Consider the following 19,429-nt stretch of genomic DNA (forward strand, 5'->3'; position numbering starts at 1 on the left):
ATTTTCCGGCATATGTTCATGCGCGTGGGCCAGTTCGATGCGGCGAACGACGTTCCCGGGAACGACGAGGCGATACGGGTCGCAGTACTGCTTCCCTGTTACAATGAGGGACTGGTGCTGCGAACGGTGATCGAGAGATTCCGCGCCGCGCTGCCCGATGCGACCATCTACGTCTATGACAACAACAGCCGCGACGATTCCGTCGCGGTGGCGCAGAGCGCCGGGGCCGTCGTCCGCTCGGAAAAGCGCCAGGGAAAGGGCTTTGTCGTCCGTCGCATGTTCGCGGACATCGACGCCGACATCTATATCATGTGCGACGCCGACGAGACCTATGACGCGTCGGCGGTGTCGTCGCTTGTCGCCGAACTGGTCGACAATGGGCTCGACATGGTCGTCGGCACCCGTGTCGATACCAGCGGCACGGCCTATCGTCCGGCGCACCGCTTCGGCAACTGGATGCTGACCTCGCTCGTCCGCACCATGTTCGGCGGCGGCTTCAGCGATATGCTCAGCGGTTACCGCATTTTTTCGCGGCGGTTCGTGAAGTCCTTTCCCCTGATGTCGCAGGGTTTCGAGATCGAGACCGAACTGACGATCCACGCGCTGCAACTGGCGATGCCGGTCGCCGAGATGCCAACGCGGTTCAAGGATCGCATCGAGGGATCCGAAAGCAAGCTGCAGACGGTGTCCGACGGCTTCCGCATCCTGTGGACGATCGTCACCCTGCTCAAACAGGAGCGGCCATTCTTCCTGTTCGGTATCGTGGCGCTGGCGATGATGACGGCCTCGCTGATATTCGGTTATCCGGTGATCGCGGAATATATGCGTAGCGGCACCGTGCCGCGCCTGCCCACCGCGATCCTTGCAACGGGGACGATGATCCTCGGCTTCCTCAGCCTGTTCTGCGGCCTGATCCTCGACACGGTGACGCGCGGCCGCAAAGAAGCGAAGCTGCTTCGGTATCTTGAACTGCCAGGCATCGAGGCGCGTCTGAAAAACCAGGGTTGAACAAAACGCTCAGCGATCGGGACGCTGCCGGCGCGACGGTCCGACGAGCCAGCCGGACGCCTTGATCGACAGCGTCGCTGCGGCAACCGCCAGCGATGTACCGGTCAGCAGGATGCGGTTGGCGAGCACGAACAGGACAATATCGGCCGCTCCGATCGAGAAACCCGCGAAAATGACCGAGAAACTCCATTCGGAAATGCCAAAGGCGCCAGGGAGCATCGCGACGGACGTCGCCAACGCTACCAGTGGCACACCTACAAGAATGGCCGCAATCGTCACGGTACCGATTGCAGCGTGAACGGCGATATTCATCAGCGTGAGACTGATGAACCGCGCAAGCGAAATGCCATAGAGTTTGCACAGGGTCACTCGGTCGAACCGTGACGCGGCGTCATGCACGCGGCGCAGAAAAGCCGGCGGACGAAACCACCCGATCGCGGTCGGCAACAAGAATATCATGCCCAGTCCGAGCGGCACCATCAACGCGCAGCCCCATAGATATATCAGGATATCGCGGTGAACGAACGCCGCGATGGCCGGTATCGCCAGCAGCAGCACGACCGCGAAATCGGCGACCTGATCGATGCCACCCGACAGTGCGCCCCGAAGACCACTCGTCCCGCTAAGGCGATTTGCGAGTCCGCGACAGGCGACGTTGACGAGCGGAGACGGCAGGAACGTTCCCAGTCCCTGCGCGAAGGCACCTGTTGCGAAGGCCGGGCCGAACCGCGGGCGAACGCCGGAAAGCACCTCTTCTATCAGCGACCAGCGCCACGACGACAAGGCGACATGGCCGACCACCAGAGCAAGGAGCGGCACGACGGGCCATAGAATGAGATGATCAAAAAGCGTCTGAAACTCGGCGCCCGACACACCGAAGCTCCGCACCCACAGCGCCATCGCAAGCCCAGCCAAGGCGATGGAAGAAATGATGAGGATAAAGCGGGTGCGTCGCGTCATGCACGATGTCCGCAATTGCCCGCCAGCCTTTCGATCAGTCGCAGATAGCGACTGAACAAAAAATCCGGGGAGCATTGCCGCGCAACATAGGCGCGCGCCTCATCCGCCGACGCGGTCGGCGTCCGGTCCAGCGCAGCGGCGAAATGCTGAGCCGTGCCCGCCACATCGCGCAAATCGACCTCTTCGGTCACGATGAAAGGTGCAAGTCCAGCATCGGTTTCCAATATCTGTTCGGAGCAAAGGACGCCACAGCCCGATGCCAGCGCTTCGCGCACCACGAGCGAGAAGCTTTCCGAGGGGCTGGGAAGAACCAGCGTGTCGCTCGCTCGGTAAAGCCGCGCCACCTCTGCCCGGTCGAGTTGCCCCAATATCCTTACATTGCCCAGTTCCCATCGGGCCGGGTCGACCGGGCCGGTCCCCGCAATGGCAAAGGTCCAGTCCGGACGCCGCCGGGCCATCTCCGCGACCACCATAATGCCCTTGCTTTCAGTCAGGCGCCCGACGACGGCGGCAATCTTGCCATTTTGCCCGGGTGTCAACGCCGCGCGATCGGCGTCCCGTTCGTCCGCGCCAGCCGAAGGACGAAATAGGCCGAGGTCGAGACCATGACCGATAGTCTCGCTATCAGGGCGCGTACGGACTCCGTCGAAATGCCGCGCGACGACGGGGCTGACGTAGACCACAGCCTCCGCGGTGCGCACCATCGGGCGCACTGCCAGTGCTTCGCCCGCTCGCATGACGGCCCGGGCCATTTTCGACACCGTCGATGGTTCGCCCACGTGCTGGACCAGGAAAATCGGCTTTCGATGCCATTTCGCCACGACAAACGCGACCACGCTGAGCGCGAAATTGGCCTCCGCGATGACGACGACGTCAGCGCGCCGGACCGCGCGCGCGATCGTCGGCAGCGTCCATGGCATCGGCAGCGGCGCGGGAACGCCGCTGAGCGCGTAGATGAAGTCGGTCCCGGCCAAGGGTATATGGTCGATGCCCGGCCGCTCCGGAACCACGCCCTCTGCTTGCGCAAGCCACTCGACACGCATACCTGCGCGCCGCAAAGCGTCCGCGAGTTCGGCGCAGGCGAGTTCCATGCCCCCTCCATGTGCGGGATAATAGGCACTGACGAGCGCGATCCGCCGACCGCCGACCACGCCGACGGCCCGCTCATCCCCGGGCGAAGGATCGCGGGCAAGCCGCGAATCCAGGGAAGGCGCCCCGGTCATCGCAGATGCGTCACCGTGCAGCCGGCAACACGCAATCGCGCCGCCGCGTCCCTGCTCGCCTCCTCTGCATCCGGCAGTTTTCCGAAACCATAATAGTCCACGACCGGCTTCAAAAGCGTCGGTTCGACCATCGCGACCGTGGACCGACGCGCACAGAGCATCCCTACGAGTTCCGGATTCAGGCCACCACGCAACAGGCGTATCGGGCGCCCGTCCAGACGGGGAGGATTGATCACCAAATCCGCAGAAAACGGCACATCTGACTCCCCAATCACCGCATAATCCGTTCCACTGCGGTCGATACGCGCCGATGCGGCGGCGGCCGGCGCATAGAAGCCATGCGCGAACCATAATTGCAACGGCAACAGAATCAGCGCGCCGGCGCAGGTGGTGCGGCGCAGCAGCGTGCGCCATCGGCCTGTCTCCGCGCCAATCGCCTGCCACCCGAAAACGGCGAGCAGGATGCAATTGCCGATCTGGCCGTGAAGATAGCGATACCCAAAACCATGGCCCTGATAAGGAAGGATGACGGTCATGGTGACAAGCGTCAGGATCAGCCCTCCCGCCAGTGCTCCCGCCAACCGATCTCGGCGCGCGGCCAGAAAGCCGGCAATCAGCAACGGGATCAGCAGCAGATGATTCCAAGCGGCAAAGCGGGCTAGATTGGCGATCATATTCGCCATTCGCATCCCGTCGCCCGCCGCCAGCGCATTCATCAACCGCACCGCATAACCGGAATCGCGCACCTGTTGCATCGCACCGTCGACCTGTACCAGCGTCGAAATCCAGTGAGGCCACCACAGCCAGAAAAGCCCGATTGCGGCATAGCCGACGAAGTAGAGCGCGGCGCGGCGCCAGTCCTTTTCCAGCAGGAGGAGGAAAAGTACCGGCGCCGCGAACATCGGATGCATGATCGGCTGGTGCAGTCCGACCGCCGCAAAGCCGACCGCCAGCGCCGCCATATCCGCCCATCGGCGGCGACGGAGAAAGAGCCACAGCCAGCAGAGATTCAATGCAAGATGCGCTGGCATCGCATAAGCCGTCATGCCGGTGACGACGACTTGCGCCGAACCCGCATAGAGCAGCAACGCGACAACTGCGGTCTCACGGCTGTCCGGCCAGATGCGCCGCGCGCAGCCCCACAAGGCCAGAGCCCCGAGCAGCGTCATCAGCGGTCCGGTTATCGCGGGCGCAACGACGAGGCCGACCAAGGCGCGAAGCGCAGCGTTCAGCGGCAGATAATCCGACACCCACGCGGCCCGGGGATCGGCAGCATACATGAACATCGTGTTCAACGCGGGCGCGTGGTCGCGCCACATGCCCGGCAATGGCGCGGCCAGCGATCCGTTGGCGAACACCGCCGCGTCGAACGACGCCATCTGTTCGTCGCGGCTCAGGTCATAGCCGGAGAGAATCCAGCTGTGGCCCGCCCAGGAAATCAGCGCCAATCCGGTTCCGATCAGCAAGGCCAGCCGCCAGTCCGCCGTCCACGCCGCAGGACGCGGCGCCACCCGCCAGCAGCAGATCGCGAGCAGACCGAGACCCGTCAGAAGCAGCGGCAGATCCTGTCGGTGCAGATAGAACAGGCTGAGATTCGCGTCACCCGAATAGAACGCACAGAGCAGCAGGACATAGGCGAGGAGCAGCGCCAAAGGACGGCCTGCTCGATGAAAGACGGCCGCCCTCGCCGAGTCCGGCACGCCCCTTTCCGCGTCTGCTCGTTCGATTGTCCCCATTCGCCGACAACAGCATAGAAACTCCTAATTTGCTGTTAACCACGACATGGGTGCCGCAACTGGACTCCAAAAATGTTTCCGTTATGTTCCGCATATCGATTCGACAGGAGAGGAACATGAGCGAGACCCCCACCCGCGCCACCGGCCAATGCCATTGCGGCGCCATCCGCTATTCGATGCCGACCACCGTCGTCCACCACGCGCTGTGCAACTGCCAGGACTGCCGCCGCCACGCCGGCGCGCCGCTCGTCGGCTGGGCGCTGGTCGGGCAGGACGAGCTGGAAGTCACCGGCACGCCGAAAATCTATGCCTCGTCCGACCATGGCCGTCGCCATTTCTGCGGCGATTGCGGCACCGGGCTTTTCTACACCAGCGACGCGGTGTTCCCGGGCCAGATCGACGTCCAGTCCGCAACGCTCGACGACCCCGACCTGATCCCCGCACAGGTGCAGATCCAGACCGCCGAGCGCATCGGCTGGATGGAAACGCTCGGCGATCTGCCGACCTTCGAGCGCTATCCGGGCTAGCGCCTGCCGTCCGCCTCGACGATCGCTCGGACCAGCGCGGCGATGTCGAGCCGCACCTTGCCGTCGTCATACCCCTGGCGCACGATCACCAGCCCGCGCGAGGGGATGACGACCATATATTGGCCGCGATTGCCGAACGCGCCGAAGGCGTCGGCGGGAATGCCATCGGACTTGTTGAAGAGCCAGAAGCCGGCACCATAGCCGAAGTCGCCGGCCGGCTGCGGTCCGCTCGGCGTCGTGACGAAGCGGCGCCAATTTTCGGGCAAAACCCGCTTGCCGGCCCACATCCCGTCATTCTGGTAGAGCAGGCCGAGCCGCGCGAGATCGCGCGCGGTGGTCGATACCTGGCTCGACAGGATATAATCGCCGTCCTTGTCATGCTCGGCGAAGGTGCGGGTCATGCCCAGCCGGTCGAAGAAGGCGGTGGGATCGAGGTGCAGGTCGCGGCGGATCACCGCCGAGCGTTTGTTCTTTTCGTCTTCGGTCTTCTGCTGCGCGGCCTTGAGCGACTGGACCGCGAGCAACGTGTCGTTGTTGGCATAGCGATAGACGGTGCCCGGCGGGTTGAGCAGCGGCCATTGCACCGTCCACTGCCGCACCGACGCGCCGCCCATGTAAATGGCGTCGCTGCGGTTGCCCGCGGTGTCGCTGGTCAGCCCGCTCGCCATGCGCATCAATTGTTCGGTGGTGATCGCGGCGCGCGGATCGCCCGGCGTCTGCCAGTCGGCGATCATCGTGGGCTGGGTCACGTCGATGTCGCCGTTCAGCACGCCATGGCCGATGAGCGTCGCCGCCATCGACTTGGCGACCGAAAAGGTGCGCTGCGCGGTGTGGAGGCCGTGCCCCGGCTGATACCATTCGACCGCGATCTTGCCGCCCTTGACGATCATAAGCGAACTGGTGCGCCCGCCGAAGCGCTCCATATCCATCGTCGCCAGCTCATAAGGTGTCGCGTTGCGCGGCCGCGGCGCCAGCGCGTCGCGATCGCCGAGCGGCCATGGCTGGTCGTCGAGGTTCGGCCGGCCGGGACGATAGCCGCTCCGCTCGCCCGGCGCCGCGCCGATGGGCAAGGTCACACAGCCCTGTTCGCCGTCCCATTCGGCGATGCGCGGCGGCATGTCCTCTCGGTAGCGCACGCTCACCCGCTTCGCCTTGTCGTCGATATCGGCCTTTTGCAGGCGCATATCGGGTTCGATCTCGGGGTAGATATTGGTGAGTTCGTCGCGCTCGATATCGGCGAGCGCCTTGCCCGCGCCGTTCCACAGCGCCGAACAGGTGGCCCCGGCACGATAACCCGCCGCCCACGCGCGGCTGATCTCGGCATTGGGTTCCGCAGCGTGCGCCGGGATCGCGGTCGCCGCAAGGAGCAGGCCAAGCCCAAATCGCCGCACCATCTCAGGGCCGCGCGCCAAAGGCCTGGCGCTGCTGCTTTTTGGCGCGGTCCCACCAGGCGCGGCGGAGGACATCGGCGATACGTTCGGGATCGTCCGCCCCGAAGCGGACGAGCAGCGCGTGCCAACCCTCGTAATGCGGGGTTTGCCAGAAGGTGTTGGGATCGGTTTCAAGCAGGATGTCCTTTTCGTCGGGTTGGCACATCGCCGCGAAGCTGCCCGCCTCGCGCCCCGGCGCAGCGAGCGCCTTGCCGTTGAGCTTTGGACAGGGCGTACCATAGAAAGGCAGCATTTCGACATCGGGGAGCGCGCAGGCAAAGGCGACGACATCGGCCCAGCTGTCGAACTTCGGTGTCATGTCGGCTCCGCCTCTCAGTATCTTGGCGGCTTGGGGCGCACCACGACCTGCTCCACCGCGTCCCCGGCCGGCTGCATCGGCTGGAACCGCATGCCATCGACAACCAGCCGATCGCCGACAATCGAATAGTCGAACAGCGCCTGCCCGCCGCGCGGACAGCAATTGCCGTCGCCGTCGCGCGCAACCGGGACGATCGCGAACATCTCGTCGAAGCGGAAGTCGGCGGGGCCGCGCAGCCAATAGCCCTTGGGGAGCAACTTGCCGCCTTCGTCGTACCAGCCGCCGATATCGATCTGGTGCCAGGTCGCCGCCGCGCCCTCCCCCGCGAACAGCGCGTCGGCGTTGCCGCCGCCGCTGCCCGCCAGCGTCCCGGTGACATGGACGAGGCTCCGCTCGCCATTGCTCGACACGAGGTCGGGAGTACCGATCGAGCCCGAGCTTTCGGCGAAGCCCGCAAGCGCCGTCTTGCCCGCCGCATCGCGCGCGATCAGTACGACCATCCACGCGCCCGGACCATCGCGCGGGGCGAGCGACAATTTCTGCCACAACAAGGTGCCGCCGCGTTCGGGCACCTCGATCCGCCCGCTCGCCTCGACGCCGCAGCGACCGCCATAATCATAGAGGCAAGTGTCGGCGATCTTCGCGACGCGGTCGGGCGCGAGCGCAATCTTCCCCGCGACATCGGCGCGGCTGCATTCGCTTTCGATGCTGCCACTGGGGCAGGAAATGACGGGCGTCGCGATGGCGGCGAGCGCAAGGGTCAAAGACATGGCTGTTTCCCGGACATGGTGCGACCCGATGCGATGGCTAAGGCGAAGCAGCGACCGAGGCAAGCGCGCCTTAAGGAGACAAAGGATACGCAAGCACGCGTCCGAAATGTCTCCTTTGTCGCTTTAAGACCGGTGTAGACCGAGGTGGCCAGCAGCAAGCAGTTCGGGATAAGCGGCACCGTCATCCCACAGGGTAGATCATGCCGGGATTTATTAGGAAAGCGGTTTTTGCGGGGACGAGCGGACGGTAGCGGTCACTCCCTTACCTTGTCATTCCCGCGAAAGCGGGAACCCAGTGTGGGGTCAGCCTAAGGACGCTCTGGGTCCCCGCTTTCGCGGGGATGACCAACATTGGGGCTGCTAAAGCCGTCCTCACCCCCGCGCCTTCCTTTGTTCGTCCCACCAAGCCAGCCGCTCGGCGATGCGTTTTTCGAAGCCGCGGTCGGTCGGGCGGTAATAGGTCTGCGGCCCCATCTCCTCGGGCCAATAGTCGGCGCCCGAAAAGCCGCCCTCGGCATCATGGTCATATTCATAACCCGCGCCGTACCCCAAGTCCTTCATCAGCTTGGTCGGGGCGTTGAGGATGTTCGCGGGCGGCGCGAGACTGCCGGTGTCGCGCGCCGAGGCGAAGGCGGCTTTCTGCGCGGCATAGGCCGCGTTCGATTTGGGCGCGGTGGCAAGATAGAGGCACGCCTGCACGATCGCCAGTTCGCCTTCGGGCGAGCCGAGAAACTGGTACGCGTCCTTCGCGGCGAGGCATTGCACCAGCGCCTGCGGGTCGGCGAGGCCCACATCCTCGCTCGCGAAGCGCACGAGGCGGCGCAGCACATAGAGCGGCTCCTCGCCCGCGACGAGCATGCGCGCCATATAATAAAGCGCGGCCTGCGGGTCGGACCCTCGCAGCGCCTTGTGGAGCGCGCTGATCAGATTGTAATGGCCGTCGCGGTCCTTGTCGTAAACCGGCATGCGGCGGTGGAGCAGCTGCGCGAGCGCCGCCGGGTCGAGCGGCTCGGCGATGCCCGCCGCGAACAATGTCTCGACCTGGTTGAGCAGGAAACGCCCGTCGCCGTCGGCGCTGGCGGTCAGCGCCTCGCGCGCCGCATCGGTCAGCGGCAGCGGTTTGCCCACCTCTTCCTCGGCACGGCCCAGCAAGGTCGCCATCGCCGTCTGGTCGAGCCGGTGGAGGACGAGCACCTGCGCGCGGCTGAGCAACGCGGCGTTCAGGGCAAAGCTGGGGTTCTCGGTCGTCGCGCCGACGAGCACCACGGTGCCGCGCTCGACATAGGGCAGGAAACCGTCCTGCTGCGCCCGGTTGAAGCGATGGATTTCGTCCACGAAGAGCAGGGTGCGCTTGCCCGCCGCCGCCATCTTTTCGGCATCGGCGAACACCTTTTTGAGGTCGGCGACGCCCGAGAAGACCGCCGACAGCGGCGCGAACCGCATGCCGACCGCTTCCGCCAGCAGCCGCGCGATCGTCGTCTTGCCGGTGCCTGGGGGACCCCACAGGATGATCGACGACAATTGGCCCGCGGCAACCATCCGCCCGATCGCGCCGTCGGACCCGGTCAGATGTTCCTGCCCGACGACTTCGGACAAGATCCTGGGACGCAGCCGTTCGGCGAGGGGTGCCGTGCCTAGCGGGCCGCCGGCGGCGCGCATCGGCGCATCGTCACCGAACAGGTCGTCGGCCACCGCCGCCTATCCCCGCCGCTGTTTCTGCCGGATCAGCCGGATATAGGTGTCGGCGACCGTCTGGTTGATCGCGTCCCATTGATAGTGATGGCTCTCGACGAGTGCCGCCGCGCCGTGCTTGGCGCGCAGGCCGACATCCTGGCAATAATGCTGCAGATGGTCGGCGAAGCCGGTGATCAATCCCGGCGACACGAGATAGCCCGTCACGCCATGCTTGACGATGCTCGCGCTGCCCGTCGCGCGCGCCGCCACCACCGGCAGCCCGCACGCCATCGCCTCGAGCGTCACATTGCCGAAGGTTTCGGTGACCGAGGGATTGAAGAAGACATCGCACGAGGCGAGCGCGCGGGCGAGGTCCTGACCGCCCTGAAACCCGACGAATTTGGCGTCGGGCAGGCGCGATTCGAACCAGTCGCCGGCGGGGCCCTCGCCGATCACCACCACCTCGTGCCGCACCTTGCGGCGGTTGAGCTGGTCGATCGCGTCGGCGAAGACGTCGAGCCCCTTTTCCATCACCAGCCGGCCGAGGAAGGCGACGACGGGGACATCGTCGGCGATGCCCCAGCTTTGCCGCCAGCTGTTGTCACGCCGCCCGGGATTGAACACGTCGCGCTCGACCCCGCGTGTCCAGATGCCGATGTCGTAATTCATCCGTTGCTCGCGCAGCACCTGCGCGAAGCTTTCGGACGGCGCGATCAGCGCATCGCATTTGCGGTAGAGCTTGCGCAGCCAGGCGACGATCACCGGTTCGATGAACGAGAGGTTGTAATAGCGGAAATAGGTTTCGAAGCGGGTGTGCACCGAACAGGCGACCGGCAGGCGGCGGCGGCGCGCCCAGGCCGCGGCCTGACGGCAGACGCGGTCGGGGCTGGAAATATGCATGATGTTCGGGGCGAATGCGGCGAGATCCTCGCGCACGCGGCCCGAAAAATGGAGCGGGATCCGATATTCGGGGCGGTTCGGGATCGCCATCGACGGCACGCTGACCAGGTCGCCGGTCGGCTCGAAATCGGGATTGGCGACGGTCGGCGAATAGACGCGCACCGCCGCGCCCTGGCTGAGCAGATAGCCGACGAGCCGGTTGAGCGCCTTGTTGGCGCCATCGACGGTCATGTTGTAATTGCCGCTGAACAGCGCGATGCGGAGATCGGAAATTTCCATCCCGCCTCCGCTAATCGTCTCGGCAGGCAAAGGCAATCTTAGTCGCCGGTCTCCGACGGCGCCTCGAGTTCGACCACGACCGGCGGATGCAGGCGCAGGCGATGGACGCGACGTTCGTCGGCCTCGGTCACCTCGATCCGCCAGCCGCTCGGATGGACAAGGATTTCGCCGACCTCGGGAACATGCCCCGCGAGCACCGCCGACAGGCCGCCCAGCGTGTCGACATCTTCCTCGATCTCGGCAAGCCGCGGGTCGATCGCTTCGCCGATGTCGTCGAGTTCGGCGCGTGCGTCGGCGTCCCAGCAGCCGTTTTCGCCCGGCGTGAACAGCAGCACCGGCTCATCGTCATGCTCGTCCTCGATCTCGCCGACGATTTCCTCGACGAGGTCCTCGATGGTGACAAGACCTTCGGTGCCCGAATATTCGTCGATCACGATGGCGAGATGGGTGCGCTGGGCGCGCATGTCGGCGAGCAGGTCGAGCACGCCCATCGATTGCGGCACGTACAGCGGCTGGCGGATCAGGTCGAGCAAGGGCGGCGGCGCGCGCTTTTCCGCCAGCACCGCGAAGACGTCCTTGATGTGGATCATGCCGACGACCTCGTCGAGATTTTCGCGGTAGACCGGCAGGCGGCTGTGCCCGGCCTCGGCGAACAGCGCGACGACCGCTTCAAAGCTGGCGCTTTCGTCGATCGCGATGATCTCGCCGCGCGGCACCGCGACGTCATCGACGGTCTGCTCGCCGAAATGCAGGAGATTGCGGAGCATCTTGCGCTCGATCGGCGAAAGGTCGCCGACGACGCTGCTGCCGCGCCGCTCCTGCCCTTCTTCCTCGGCCTCGTCGATGACCTCTTCGATCTGCTCGCGCAGCGACGGCTCCTTGTCGCCGCCGAACAGCAATGTCTTCAGTCCGGCCAACAGGCCGGGTCTACTACTGTCCTCTTCCGATCGGTTCGAAGACCCCTGGTCGTCGGGCATGATGTGTCGTGTTTCCCTGCTAAATCTCATCCGCATATGGATTGGCGAGGCCCAGCGATGCAAGCGCTTTCACTTCGAGCGCCTCCATCGCGCCGGCGCTGGCATCGTCCATATGGTCGTAACCGACGAGGTGGAGCGCGCCGTGGACGATCAGATGCGTCGCATGATCCTCCAGCGAAATCCCCTTCTCTTCGGCCTCGCGCGCGCAGGTTTCGCGCGCCAGCACGATGTCGCCGAGCAGGATTTCGCCGTCGTCGCTGTTCGCCAGGCTTTCGAGCAGGTCGTCCTGCACCTGCGGAAAGGACAGCACGTTGGTCGGCCTGTCCTTGCCGCGAAAATCGCGGTTGAGCTGGTGCACCTCGGCATCGTCGGTGAGGCGCACCGCGACTTCGACGAGCGGCGCGGCGTCGGCAAGCGATGCAAAAGGGGTCAGCGCCAGCGCCGCCGCCACCGCCTCGGCGGCGCGCGCCTCCCAATCGAAGGCGTCGGGCCACGGCGTCGCGGCATGGGTTTCGACGGTCAGCATGAAAATTCCCGCAGCGAGGTTATGACGGAAAACCGAGAAACTTCACTCTGGAATCGCATTTTCCGGGCGGCGGACGAAGGGGATCGAAGGTCGATATGGATCATCGCTGGACGCTATAACGACGGTGCGATGTAGGACAGCGAAAAAGTTGCCCGGCCGTCACCCTTGACGGCTGCGACGGTGTATGGATATGGCAATACACACTAGCAGCCGATACATTCCTCCAGCTTTGGATCGCCAAAATAGATGCTGAACAAAATTTCCGCCGCAATCGGTCTGATTGCGGCCATGGGCGGCCTTGCCAACAGCGCAAACGCCCGCACGACGCCGGTCACCGAAGCAGACAACAAGACAGCCGCGATCGAACAACTGCTCCAAAGCGAGATGACCGCGCGTGACATTCCCGGACTGCAATTGGCGATAGTGCAAGATGGCAAGATCGTTTTCACGGGTGCCTATGGTCTGGCCAACAGGGAAACATCAGCCCCCGTCACGAACAAAACCATTTTCCGCATCAATTCGATCAGCAAGGCCGTTACCGGTGTTGCGGCAATGCAGCTTGTCGAAGCGGGCAAGCTTGATCTTGATGCGCCAATCTCAACCTATCTCGAAGAACTTCCGGAAGCTTGGAGCGGTGTCACCATCCGGCAAGCTCTCACCCATACATCCGGGCTGCCCGAAATTGTGGATGACAATACCCGGCCGATTGACGGCCTCGTTGACCCGGATGCCTCCTGGGCAAGGGTGCAGCAAAATCCCCTGACCTTTCCGCCGGGAGCGGGATATCGATATAGCCAGACCAACTATGTCGCGATGGGGAAAATCATCGAGAAGCTTTCAGGGAAATCCTTTTCCGATTTCGTGCGCGATCGGCAGTTTGATAAAGTGGGCATGAAGCAGACCCGCTTTGCCTATCCTGTCTCGACCAACCCCGACCTGGCTGAACTCTATACGCATTTGACGCTGAAGTTTGACGGGATGAGAACGGTCGGCGCTGATCGCAGTGAAACCGCGTTTGTGCGTCAGGAAGCATGGACGTCCGCGCAATTGCTCCCGATCGGTGGCATCCAATCCACGGCCATTGATTTGGCGAAATGGGTTATTGCGATCCAGAAATTGCAATTGGTCAACAAGAGCAGCCTTGAGGAGCTCTGGAAACCACAGCCGCAAAAAGATGGCAGCTATCGCGGCTTCAACGCTTTCATCAATGGCTATGGCTTGGGTTGGCCATCGGTGCGGCGCGCTGAGCATCCCGCACTTGCCCTGACCGGCGGAGCGCGCGCCACCGTGTTCATTTATCCCGAGGACGACCTGAGCGTTGTGGTCCTGACGAACCTGATGGGCGCTTCGCCGGAGAAGTTCGTCGACAAGATTGCTTCGCACTATATCCCCGGGCTCGCCGCCGAACAGTGACACCGGCACCTCCCTCAACGAGAGGAAGGCCGCCATTCAATGCATATGCTTCAGCTTGTCGGGGTTGCGCATCACATAGATGGCGGTGACCTTGCCATCCTCGATCTCCAGCGCGGTGGTCTGGAACTCGCCATCGGCCTCGCGCGTCACGAAACCCGGCAGGCCGTTGATCGTGCCGGTGTGGACCAGGGTCGAGCCATATTTTCCGAACAGCACCGCGAGGCTGCGGTGCAGCTTCATCACGATATCATGGCCCAGAACCGGCCCCATCGCGGCGGGGCGCTTGCCGCCGCCGTCGGCCCACATGCCGACATCGGCGGCGAGCAGAGCGCCCAATGCCCCCATGTCGCCGCTGCGCGACGCCGCGAAAAAGGCGTTGGCGATCTCTAGCCCCTGCTCCTTTTCCAGCTTGTAGCGCGGGCGGGCGTCGCGGACATGGGTGCGGGCGCGGGCCGCGAGCTGGCGCGTCGCAGCGGGATCGCGGTCGATCGTCTTCGCGACTTCGTCGAACCCCACTCCGAAAACATCGTGGAGCAGGAAGGCGGCGCGTTCGAGCGGCGACAGGCGTTCGAGCGCGAGCATCAGCGGCAGGGTGACGTCGTCCTCTTCCTCTTCTTCGACCAGCGGGTCGGGAAGCCAGGGGCCGATATAGGTCTCGCGCCGGTTCTTCGCCGACTTGATCTGGTCGAGGCAGAGGCGGGTGACGGTGCGCCGCAGGAAGGCGGCGGGTTCGCGCACTTCGCTGCGGTCGGTGCCGAGCCAGCGGAGGAAGGCATCCTGCACCACATCCTCGGCATCGGCGACCGAGCCGAGCATGCGATAGGCGACGCGGGTGAGGAGCGGACGCAGCGGATCGAAACCGGCCGCCGCGTCCGCCGCATCGTTGGCGTCATGGATGCCCTCGGCGGGCATCAGGCCGCCTTCGCCGCGGGCATGTCGTACCAGAGATCGAAGCCGACCGCGAGGCGGTTCCAGCCGTTGATGACGTTGATCATCAGGGTCAACTTCACCTGTTCCTCCGGCGTGAAATGCGCTTCGAGTTCATCCTTGACCGCCTTCTGTGTGTGCCCCTGCGCGACCGTGGTCAAGGCGTCGGTCCAGGCGAGCGCCGCGCGTTCGCGGGGCGTATAAACGGGAGCTTCGTGCCAGGCCGATAGCAGGTAGATGCGCTGCTCGGCCTCGCCCTTGGCGCGCGCTTCAACCGTGTGCATGTTGATGCAGTTGGCGCAGCCGTTGAGGATCGACGAACGGATCTTCACCAGTTCGATCAGGCTCGGCTCGAGGCTGTTCTGCGCGACCATCGAAAAGGCCGTCCACTGCTTCATCAACTGCGGGGCGGCGGCATAGGGGTCGGTTACCTTGGTCATCGTCGGTCTCCTTGTGTGGGTTGTACGGACATGACGAGACAGGATCGGCGGATGTGACATGGGGCACGAAAAAATTCGGGTCATCAAATCCTCCCTGTGGCGAAGCCATGGGGAGGTGGCAGCGCGCAGCGCTGACGGAGGGGCGATGACGCCGACGTTGCTGGCCCCTCCTCATCGCTTCGCGACAGGGAGGATCGGAAACGCTGGGTTGCGAGAATGGCGCTTTGACGGAAGCGAAAGCTGAACTAGCATCCGCCCCTCATTCAACAAGCGAGGGGTACGCGATCATGAAATTTCTCGATGGCTTCACCGAACAGGCCTATGCGCTGCTGCGCATCGTCGCGGGCCTGTTGTTCCTGGCGCATGGCGTGCAGAAATTCCTGAACTTCCCGGCGCCTTTCCCGATGCCGCTCAACCCGATGCTGACCGCGGCGGGCGCGATCGAACTGGTCGCGGGCACCCTGATCGTCATCGGCGTGCTCACCCGTCCCGCCGCCTTCATCGCGAGCGGCATGTCGGCGGTCGGTTACTGGGTCGCGCATGGCACGCAAGGCCCCTTCCCCATCGCCAACGGCGGCGAGACCATCGTGCTCTACTGCTTCCTGTTCCTGTTCATCGCGGCGCGCGGTGCGGGCATCTGGAGCGCTGACGGGGCGATGAAGAAATAGGCGAATGGCGGGCAATTCGAAACCGATGAGGCCGTCACTTTACAACAAGGCGCGGCTGTTCATGTTTTGGACGCTATCGGTATTCCTGACCTTCCCGATCTGGATGGCATTGTTGGATCGCCACTTCGGCCGGCCGGGCATTATTGCCGGCATGATGTTCTGGCTGGGCCACGGCGTCGCCTCGATGCATCTCTTTCGCTGCCCTGACTGCGGTTTGTCGCCGTTCCTGAGCCGCAAAAGCCTGTTCGCTTGGGCGACGCCATGGCCACGCCGAACTTGTGGGCATTGTGGCCGAAACCATCAAGCCGACGCATAAAAATGGGGCGGCCCCTTGCGGACCGCCCCTTGAGGTGCGGGCTTCACATGGTGAAGGTCGTCAAAGCTTGCGAGTGTTCGTCTCGATCAGTTTCTTCGCTTCTTCGATCGCCTTCGCGGTCGTCAGCGTCTTGTCCTGGATCTCGTTCGCCATATCGAGCAGGCGGCCGCTGATCACGGTACCGGTCTGTGCTTCCTCCTGGATCGCGATGCCGCCCTTGGTGGCGGCGACGCGGTCCCATTCGGCACGGACGGCCGCCCAATAGTCTTTCGTGGCGGCCCAATAATCGTCGGCGGCCTTCACGTCATACTGGTCATATTTGATATAGGTATTGAGGACATATTCCTGGACGATCGGCACCAGCTTGCCGTCCTTGATCCCCATCTTGGTGTTGTCCTGCCAATGGACCCAGCCGTCGGGCGAGGGCTGGTGGCGGTTGATCGAGAGATAGCGATCATAGACCGGATTGCGCACGGCATCGCGGCGGGCGAGCGGGCGCCAGGTCCAGTTCGAGCGCCAGCGGCGGACGCCGCCCTGCGTTTCATACTGACCCCAGCCGGCATAGCGCGGGCTGTCGTCGACCTGATAGACCGTCTGCGACCAGCGGCCGGTGCGCATCTTCTCGGGGACGTCTTCCCACGTCCATGTGTTGCGGTCCGAATAGACGAGTACCCTGGCGGGTTCATATTCCCAGTCCTGGCGCCAATGCTTGATGATCATGCTCTTGTCGTCGTCGCCGGTGATGACGAGCATGTGCTGGAGCACGATCTTGCGCCCCGTGTCCTCGATCACGCGGACGACCTCGTTGCCGCCCGAACGCTTCGGCTCGAGCACCTCGTAATTCGGGTCCCAGCGCGTCGATTCCTGCATGTTGAAGCTGACGCGGTAATTGCCCGCCATCGCGAGGATATCGGCGCGGTCCTGTTCGAAATTCGCTGCGGCGGCGTCGGCGGCGATCGGCGGGTGGGCGAGCGCCGCGACCGGCAGCGCGGCGGAGAGCAGCAACAGGCCGGCGGCGAGCGAACGATATGTTTTCTTCATCGGTGCAGTCCTTCTTGTGGTCAGAAGCGGAAGCTCAGCGACACGCTCGCGTTGCGGCCCGGCTGGGTATAGGCATCGGCGGTGGCCGGCGTGACGTAGGTCGCGGGGACCGTCGCGGGCACCGACGACACCAGCGCGAGTCCGCGCACGTCGCTCCACCAGCTGTATTTCTTGTCGAGGATGTTGAAGACGCCGGCGCGCAGCGTCAGCCCGTCCATCAGCCGCACGAAGGCGGTTGCGTCGAGGATGGTGAAGGCGTCGGGACGATAGCATTGCGGGGTGCAGACGCCGTCGGCCCGCGACGCTTCCTTGCGCGCGCTGTGGGTCATGATGATCTGGCCACCGAAGCGCCCGGTGCGCTCGCGATAGCCGACGCCGGCGACGAGCTTGAGCGGGTCGATCGTCGACAACGGGCTGCGCGCGCCATTGGGTTCGATCACATCGCCCGTCGCATAGGATAGGGCGAGCGTCGTATAGAGGCCGGACGACGCTCGCCCCTCGAAGCGTGCCTCGGCCCCCTTGACCCGGACACGATCGAGATTCACGAATTGATAGACGGCGGGGTCGGCGGGCGTGAAGCTGCCGCTCACCACTTCCTGGCTGATGAAATCCTTGTAGCGCGACGTGAAGCCCGTCAGGTCGAGGCTGACATGGTCGCTGGAAAAGCGCAGCCCGCCCTCGAAGCTTTCGCTGCGTTCGGGGCCGAGGTCGGGGTTCGGAGCCGAGGTATAGCCGAAGGCGAGATTTTCGAAGAACTGATTGACCTGCCCGGGTTCGGGCGCCTTGAAGCCGGTCGCATAATTGGCGAACAGCCGCACCTGGTCGGTGACCTTCCAGACCGCGCCGAATTTGGGCGAAACGCGCGAACCATCCTGTCCGGCGCCCGCGAAGGTCGGGAGTAGCGGATCGGTGCGGGGCGACAGGTCGTACCAGTCGAAGCGCAACGCCGGATAAAGCGTCAACGCGCCGCCGGCGATGCCGATCTCGTCGCCGACGAACAGCCCGGCGCGGGTGAAATCGGTGGTCGGGAAGGCGCGGGTCGGGAACACCTCGCCCGCCGGCGGCACGGTGCCGTCGCGCAGGCCGCGCTGCCGCGTCTTGCTGATGTCGCCGCCGAAAACGATGCGATGCGTGATCGCGCCCGTGTTGAAATCGGCGCGGGCATCGGCGGCGGCACCGATCACCCGGTTCTCGAAGGTGTTGAGGCGGGTGCGGTCGGCGGCGGGGGTGCGGTCTTCCTCGGTGTATTGATTGTCCTCGCCGTCCTGCCAGTACAGCGCGACGCGGGCAAAATCGATCAGCCCCTCGCCTTCCCAGCTCCAGTCGAGCGAGACGCGCTTGCGTTCGCCGCTGTCGAAGCCTTCGAGGCGGTCGACGGTGGTGCTGCGCCCGGTGAGGCCGTTGGTGTAGAGGTGGGTGTCGAGATATTCGCCGGTCAGGCGCAGCTTGTGGCCGCTGGCGGGATCATAGACGATCCGCGCCAGCGCGGCGTTCGAGCGGCCGTCCTGCGGATTGGGCTCGGTGCGCAGGCTGCCGAAACCGCCGACACTGCCCTTGTTGTCGAGTTCCTGCCAGTCGCGGCGCGTATAGGCGGCCATCACCGACCAGTCGCCGCTGCGCCCCGCGAGGATCGCGGTTTCGCTGAACTCGTCGTCGGCGCTGCTATAGGCGCCGCGGACGAGGCCGCCGACCGATTTGCCGCCGGGCAGGAAATCGACGGGGTCGCTGGTGACGAAGCTGACCGCGCCGGCAAGGCCGTCGCTGCCGTAAAGCGCCGACGAGGGGCCGCGCAGGATTTCGACCGACTTCACCAGCCCGAGGTCGACATAGTCGCCGCGCCCCGCTGCCTGCGCGCCGAAGCTGAAACCATCGGGAACGCGCACGCCGTCGACCTGGATCAGCACGCGGTTGCCGCCGATGCCGCGGATGTTGAAGCTGTCGTTGCCGGCGCGGCCGGTGGCGCCGAGCGCGGCGCCGAACCGCGCGGGCTGGCGCTGGACGCTGACCCCGGGTTCGAAGCGGATGAGGTCACGGATGTCGGTCGCCAGTTCGTTCGCGATCTGCTCTTCGGTGATCAACGAAATGGTCAGCGGCACATCCTCAACACTCTTCTCGGTCCGCGTCGCGGTGACGACGATCTGGTTCTTGCGCGCGGCCCAATATTCACCGTCATTGTCCTGCGCCGTGGCAGGCGCGGCGGTCGCGGCGAGCGCGAGACCGAGCGCGGTGCCCACAAAGAAACGGGCGGCGGACGGCGAACGCTGGATGGTCAATTTTCTTCCCCTGATTTATGCG

Annotated in this window: 19 protein-coding genes; 5 read left to right on the forward strand and 14 right to left on the reverse strand. The window is 64.6% G+C overall.

Annotated features, from left to right (window positions below; genetic code table 11):
* Window positions 1-18 precede the first annotated feature (18 nt).
* The gene (locus AC3WS4_RS21745) at window positions 19-1,008 is read left to right on the forward strand and encodes a glycosyltransferase family 2 protein (protein WP_492740584.1); all 990 of its coding nucleotides are present in this window, start codon (window positions 19-21) and stop codon (window positions 1,006-1,008) included.
* Window positions 1,009-1,017: 9 nt separating this feature from the next.
* Here the strand turns inward: AC3WS4_RS21745 and AC3WS4_RS21750 are convergent, their stop codons facing one another.
* From AC3WS4_RS21750 to AC3WS4_RS21760, 3 genes are read right to left on the reverse strand one after another with little or no spacing between them, the layout of a single operon-like run.
* The gene (locus tag AC3WS4_RS21750; protein WP_492740372.1) at window positions 1,018-1,968 is read right to left on the reverse strand and encodes a lysylphosphatidylglycerol synthase domain-containing protein; all 951 of its coding nucleotides are present in this window, start codon (window positions 1,966-1,968) and stop codon (window positions 1,018-1,020) included.
* Window positions 1,965-3,191 carry a glycosyltransferase family 4 protein gene (locus tag AC3WS4_RS21755; protein WP_492742978.1) on the reverse strand — a complete coding sequence of 409 codons (1,227 nt, stop codon included), beginning with the start codon at window positions 3,189-3,191 and terminating at the stop codon, window positions 1,965-1,967. The genes AC3WS4_RS21750 and AC3WS4_RS21755 overlap by 4 nt, the downstream gene beginning before the upstream one ends.
* Complete coding sequence (locus AC3WS4_RS21760; RefSeq protein WP_492740374.1) at window positions 3,188-4,843, reverse strand: glycosyltransferase family protein; 1,656 nt, start codon at window positions 4,841-4,843, stop codon at window positions 3,188-3,190. The genes AC3WS4_RS21755 and AC3WS4_RS21760 overlap by 4 nt, the downstream gene beginning before the upstream one ends.
* 200 nt (window positions 4,844-5,043) lie before the next feature.
* Here AC3WS4_RS21760 and AC3WS4_RS21765 point away from each other — a divergent pair, with 200 nt between their 5' ends.
* On the forward strand, window positions 5,044-5,454 hold the full coding sequence (locus AC3WS4_RS21765) for a GFA family protein (RefSeq protein WP_187141828.1): 411 nt from the start codon (window positions 5,044-5,046) through the stop codon (window positions 5,452-5,454).
* Here the strand turns inward: AC3WS4_RS21765 and AC3WS4_RS21770 are convergent.
* The 7 genes from AC3WS4_RS21770 to ybeY all read right to left on the reverse strand — a co-directional run bounded on the left by AC3WS4_RS21770 (window position 5,451) and on the right by ybeY (window position 12,329).
* Window positions 5,451-6,848, reverse strand: a complete 1,398-nt coding sequence (locus AC3WS4_RS21770) for a serine hydrolase domain-containing protein (protein WP_492740375.1) — start codon at window positions 6,846-6,848, stop codon at window positions 5,451-5,453. The genes AC3WS4_RS21765 and AC3WS4_RS21770 overlap by 4 nt on opposite strands.
* A 1-nt stretch (window position 6,849) precedes the next feature.
* Window positions 6,850-7,203, reverse strand: coding sequence for an MmcQ/YjbR family DNA-binding protein (locus AC3WS4_RS21775; RefSeq protein WP_492740376.1), 354 nt, complete (start codon window positions 7,201-7,203; stop codon window positions 6,850-6,852).
* Between the two features lie 14 nt (window positions 7,204-7,217).
* Window positions 7,218-7,973, reverse strand: a complete 756-nt coding sequence (locus AC3WS4_RS21780) for a hypothetical protein (protein WP_492740377.1) — start codon at window positions 7,971-7,973, stop codon at window positions 7,218-7,220.
* A 372-nt stretch (window positions 7,974-8,345) separates the two neighbouring features.
* Complete coding sequence (locus AC3WS4_RS21785) at window positions 8,346-9,632, reverse strand: replication-associated recombination protein A (protein WP_492740586.1); 1,287 nt, start codon at window positions 9,630-9,632, stop codon at window positions 8,346-8,348.
* Between the two features lie 39 nt (window positions 9,633-9,671).
* Window positions 9,672-10,826 (reverse strand): glycosyltransferase family 4 protein, encoded by a 1,155-nt coding sequence (locus AC3WS4_RS21790; protein WP_492740378.1) that lies wholly within the window; start codon window positions 10,824-10,826, stop codon window positions 9,672-9,674.
* A gap of 38 nt (window positions 10,827-10,864) precedes the next feature.
* The gene (locus AC3WS4_RS21795) at window positions 10,865-11,803 is read right to left on the reverse strand and encodes a hemolysin family protein (protein ID WP_056346603.1); all 939 of its coding nucleotides are present in this window, start codon (window positions 11,801-11,803) and stop codon (window positions 10,865-10,867) included.
* Window positions 11,804-11,822: 19 nt separating this feature from the next.
* A complete protein-coding gene (gene ybeY, locus AC3WS4_RS21800; RefSeq protein WP_187141832.1) occupies window positions 11,823-12,329 on the reverse strand; it encodes an rRNA maturation RNase YbeY in 507 nt (168 codons plus the stop codon).
* 246 nt (window positions 12,330-12,575) lie between these two features.
* Between ybeY and AC3WS4_RS21805 the strand changes: the two genes are divergently transcribed.
* Window positions 12,576-13,742, forward strand: a complete 1,167-nt coding sequence (locus AC3WS4_RS21805) for a serine hydrolase domain-containing protein (RefSeq protein ID WP_492740379.1) — start codon at window positions 12,576-12,578, stop codon at window positions 13,740-13,742.
* A gap of 36 nt (window positions 13,743-13,778) precedes the next feature.
* On the opposite strand, the gene AC3WS4_RS21810 is transcribed toward AC3WS4_RS21805, so the two are convergent.
* Window positions 13,779-14,654 carry a sigma-70 family RNA polymerase sigma factor gene (locus tag AC3WS4_RS21810; RefSeq protein ID WP_187141834.1) on the reverse strand — a complete coding sequence of 292 codons (876 nt, stop codon included), beginning with the start codon at window positions 14,652-14,654 and terminating at the stop codon, window positions 13,779-13,781.
* The gene (locus AC3WS4_RS21815) at window positions 14,654-15,109 is read right to left on the reverse strand and encodes a carboxymuconolactone decarboxylase family protein (protein ID WP_492740380.1); all 456 of its coding nucleotides are present in this window, start codon (window positions 15,107-15,109) and stop codon (window positions 14,654-14,656) included. Before AC3WS4_RS21815 ends, AC3WS4_RS21810 begins: the two co-directional genes overlap by 1 nt.
* A gap of 287 nt (window positions 15,110-15,396) precedes the next feature.
* Between AC3WS4_RS21815 and AC3WS4_RS21820 the strand changes: the two genes are divergently transcribed.
* Both AC3WS4_RS21820 and AC3WS4_RS21825 read left to right on the forward strand, forming a co-directional pair.
* Window positions 15,397-15,777 carry a DoxX family protein gene (locus AC3WS4_RS21820; RefSeq protein ID WP_056346596.1) on the forward strand — a complete coding sequence of 127 codons (381 nt, stop codon included), beginning with the start codon at window positions 15,397-15,399 and terminating at the stop codon, window positions 15,775-15,777.
* Between the two features lie 4 nt (window positions 15,778-15,781).
* On the forward strand, window positions 15,782-16,093 hold the full coding sequence (locus AC3WS4_RS21825; protein ID WP_492740381.1) for a hypothetical protein: 312 nt from the start codon (window positions 15,782-15,784) through the stop codon (window positions 16,091-16,093).
* Between the two features lie 60 nt (window positions 16,094-16,153).
* Here AC3WS4_RS21825 and AC3WS4_RS21830 read toward each other — a convergent pair whose 3' ends face one another.
* Window positions 16,154-17,134: a DUF6607 family protein gene (locus tag AC3WS4_RS21830; protein ID WP_492740382.1), complete on the reverse strand. Its 981-nt coding sequence runs from the start codon at window positions 17,132-17,134 to the stop codon at window positions 16,154-16,156.
* A gap of 20 nt (window positions 17,135-17,154) precedes the next feature.
* Complete coding sequence (locus tag AC3WS4_RS21835; RefSeq protein WP_492740383.1) at window positions 17,155-19,407, reverse strand: TonB-dependent hemoglobin/transferrin/lactoferrin family receptor; 2,253 nt, start codon at window positions 19,405-19,407, stop codon at window positions 17,155-17,157.
* Window positions 19,408-19,429: the final 22 nt, after the last annotated feature.

It is taken from the genome of Sphingopyxis sp. EU05-FHT14B03 (genome assembly GCF_058790875.1).

Excerpts from the sequence above, each read along its gene's own strand:
- AC3WS4_RS21765 (WP_187141828.1), top strand. The coding sequence starts at position 5,044 with ATGAGCGAGACCCCCACCCGCGCCACCGGCCAATGCCATTGCGGCGCC.
- ybeY (WP_187141832.1), bottom strand. The coding sequence starts at position 12,329 with ATGCTGACCGTCGAAACCCATGCCGCGACGCCGTGGCCCGACGCCTTC.
- AC3WS4_RS21790 (WP_492740378.1), bottom strand. The coding sequence starts at position 10,826 with ATGGAAATTTCCGATCTCCGCATCGCGCTGTTCAGCGGCAATTACAAC.
- AC3WS4_RS21795 (WP_056346603.1), bottom strand. The coding sequence starts at position 11,803 with ATGCCCGACGACCAGGGGTCTTCGAACCGATCGGAAGAGGACAGTAGT.
- AC3WS4_RS21770 (WP_492740375.1), bottom strand. The coding sequence starts at position 6,848 with ATGGTGCGGCGATTTGGGCTTGGCCTGCTCCTTGCGGCGACCGCGATC.
- AC3WS4_RS21820 (WP_056346596.1), top strand. The coding sequence starts at position 15,397 with ATGAAATTTCTCGATGGCTTCACCGAACAGGCCTATGCGCTGCTGCGC.
- AC3WS4_RS21825 (WP_492740381.1), top strand. The coding sequence starts at position 15,782 with ATGGCGGGCAATTCGAAACCGATGAGGCCGTCACTTTACAACAAGGCG.
- AC3WS4_RS21785 (WP_492740586.1), bottom strand. The coding sequence starts at position 9,632 with ATGCGCGCCGCCGGCGGCCCGCTAGGCACGGCACCCCTCGCCGAACGG.
- AC3WS4_RS21815 (WP_492740380.1), bottom strand. The coding sequence starts at position 15,109 with ATGACCAAGGTAACCGACCCCTATGCCGCCGCCCCGCAGTTGATGAAG.
- AC3WS4_RS21745 (WP_492740584.1), top strand. The coding sequence starts at position 19 with ATGCGCGTGGGCCAGTTCGATGCGGCGAACGACGTTCCCGGGAACGAC.
- AC3WS4_RS21810 (WP_187141834.1), bottom strand. The coding sequence starts at position 14,654 with ATGCCCGCCGAGGGCATCCATGACGCCAACGATGCGGCGGACGCGGCG.
- AC3WS4_RS21830 (WP_492740382.1), bottom strand. The coding sequence starts at position 17,134 with ATGAAGAAAACATATCGTTCGCTCGCCGCCGGCCTGTTGCTGCTCTCC.
- AC3WS4_RS21775 (WP_492740376.1), bottom strand. The coding sequence starts at position 7,203 with ATGACACCGAAGTTCGACAGCTGGGCCGATGTCGTCGCCTTTGCCTGC.
- AC3WS4_RS21780 (WP_492740377.1), bottom strand. The coding sequence starts at position 7,973 with ATGTCTTTGACCCTTGCGCTCGCCGCCATCGCGACGCCCGTCATTTCC.
- AC3WS4_RS21750 (WP_492740372.1), bottom strand. The coding sequence starts at position 1,968 with ATGACGCGACGCACCCGCTTTATCCTCATCATTTCTTCCATCGCCTTG.
- AC3WS4_RS21755 (WP_492742978.1), bottom strand. The coding sequence starts at position 3,191 with ATGACCGGGGCGCCTTCCCTGGATTCGCGGCTTGCCCGCGATCCTTCG.
- AC3WS4_RS21805 (WP_492740379.1), top strand. The coding sequence starts at position 12,576 with ATGCTGAACAAAATTTCCGCCGCAATCGGTCTGATTGCGGCCATGGGC.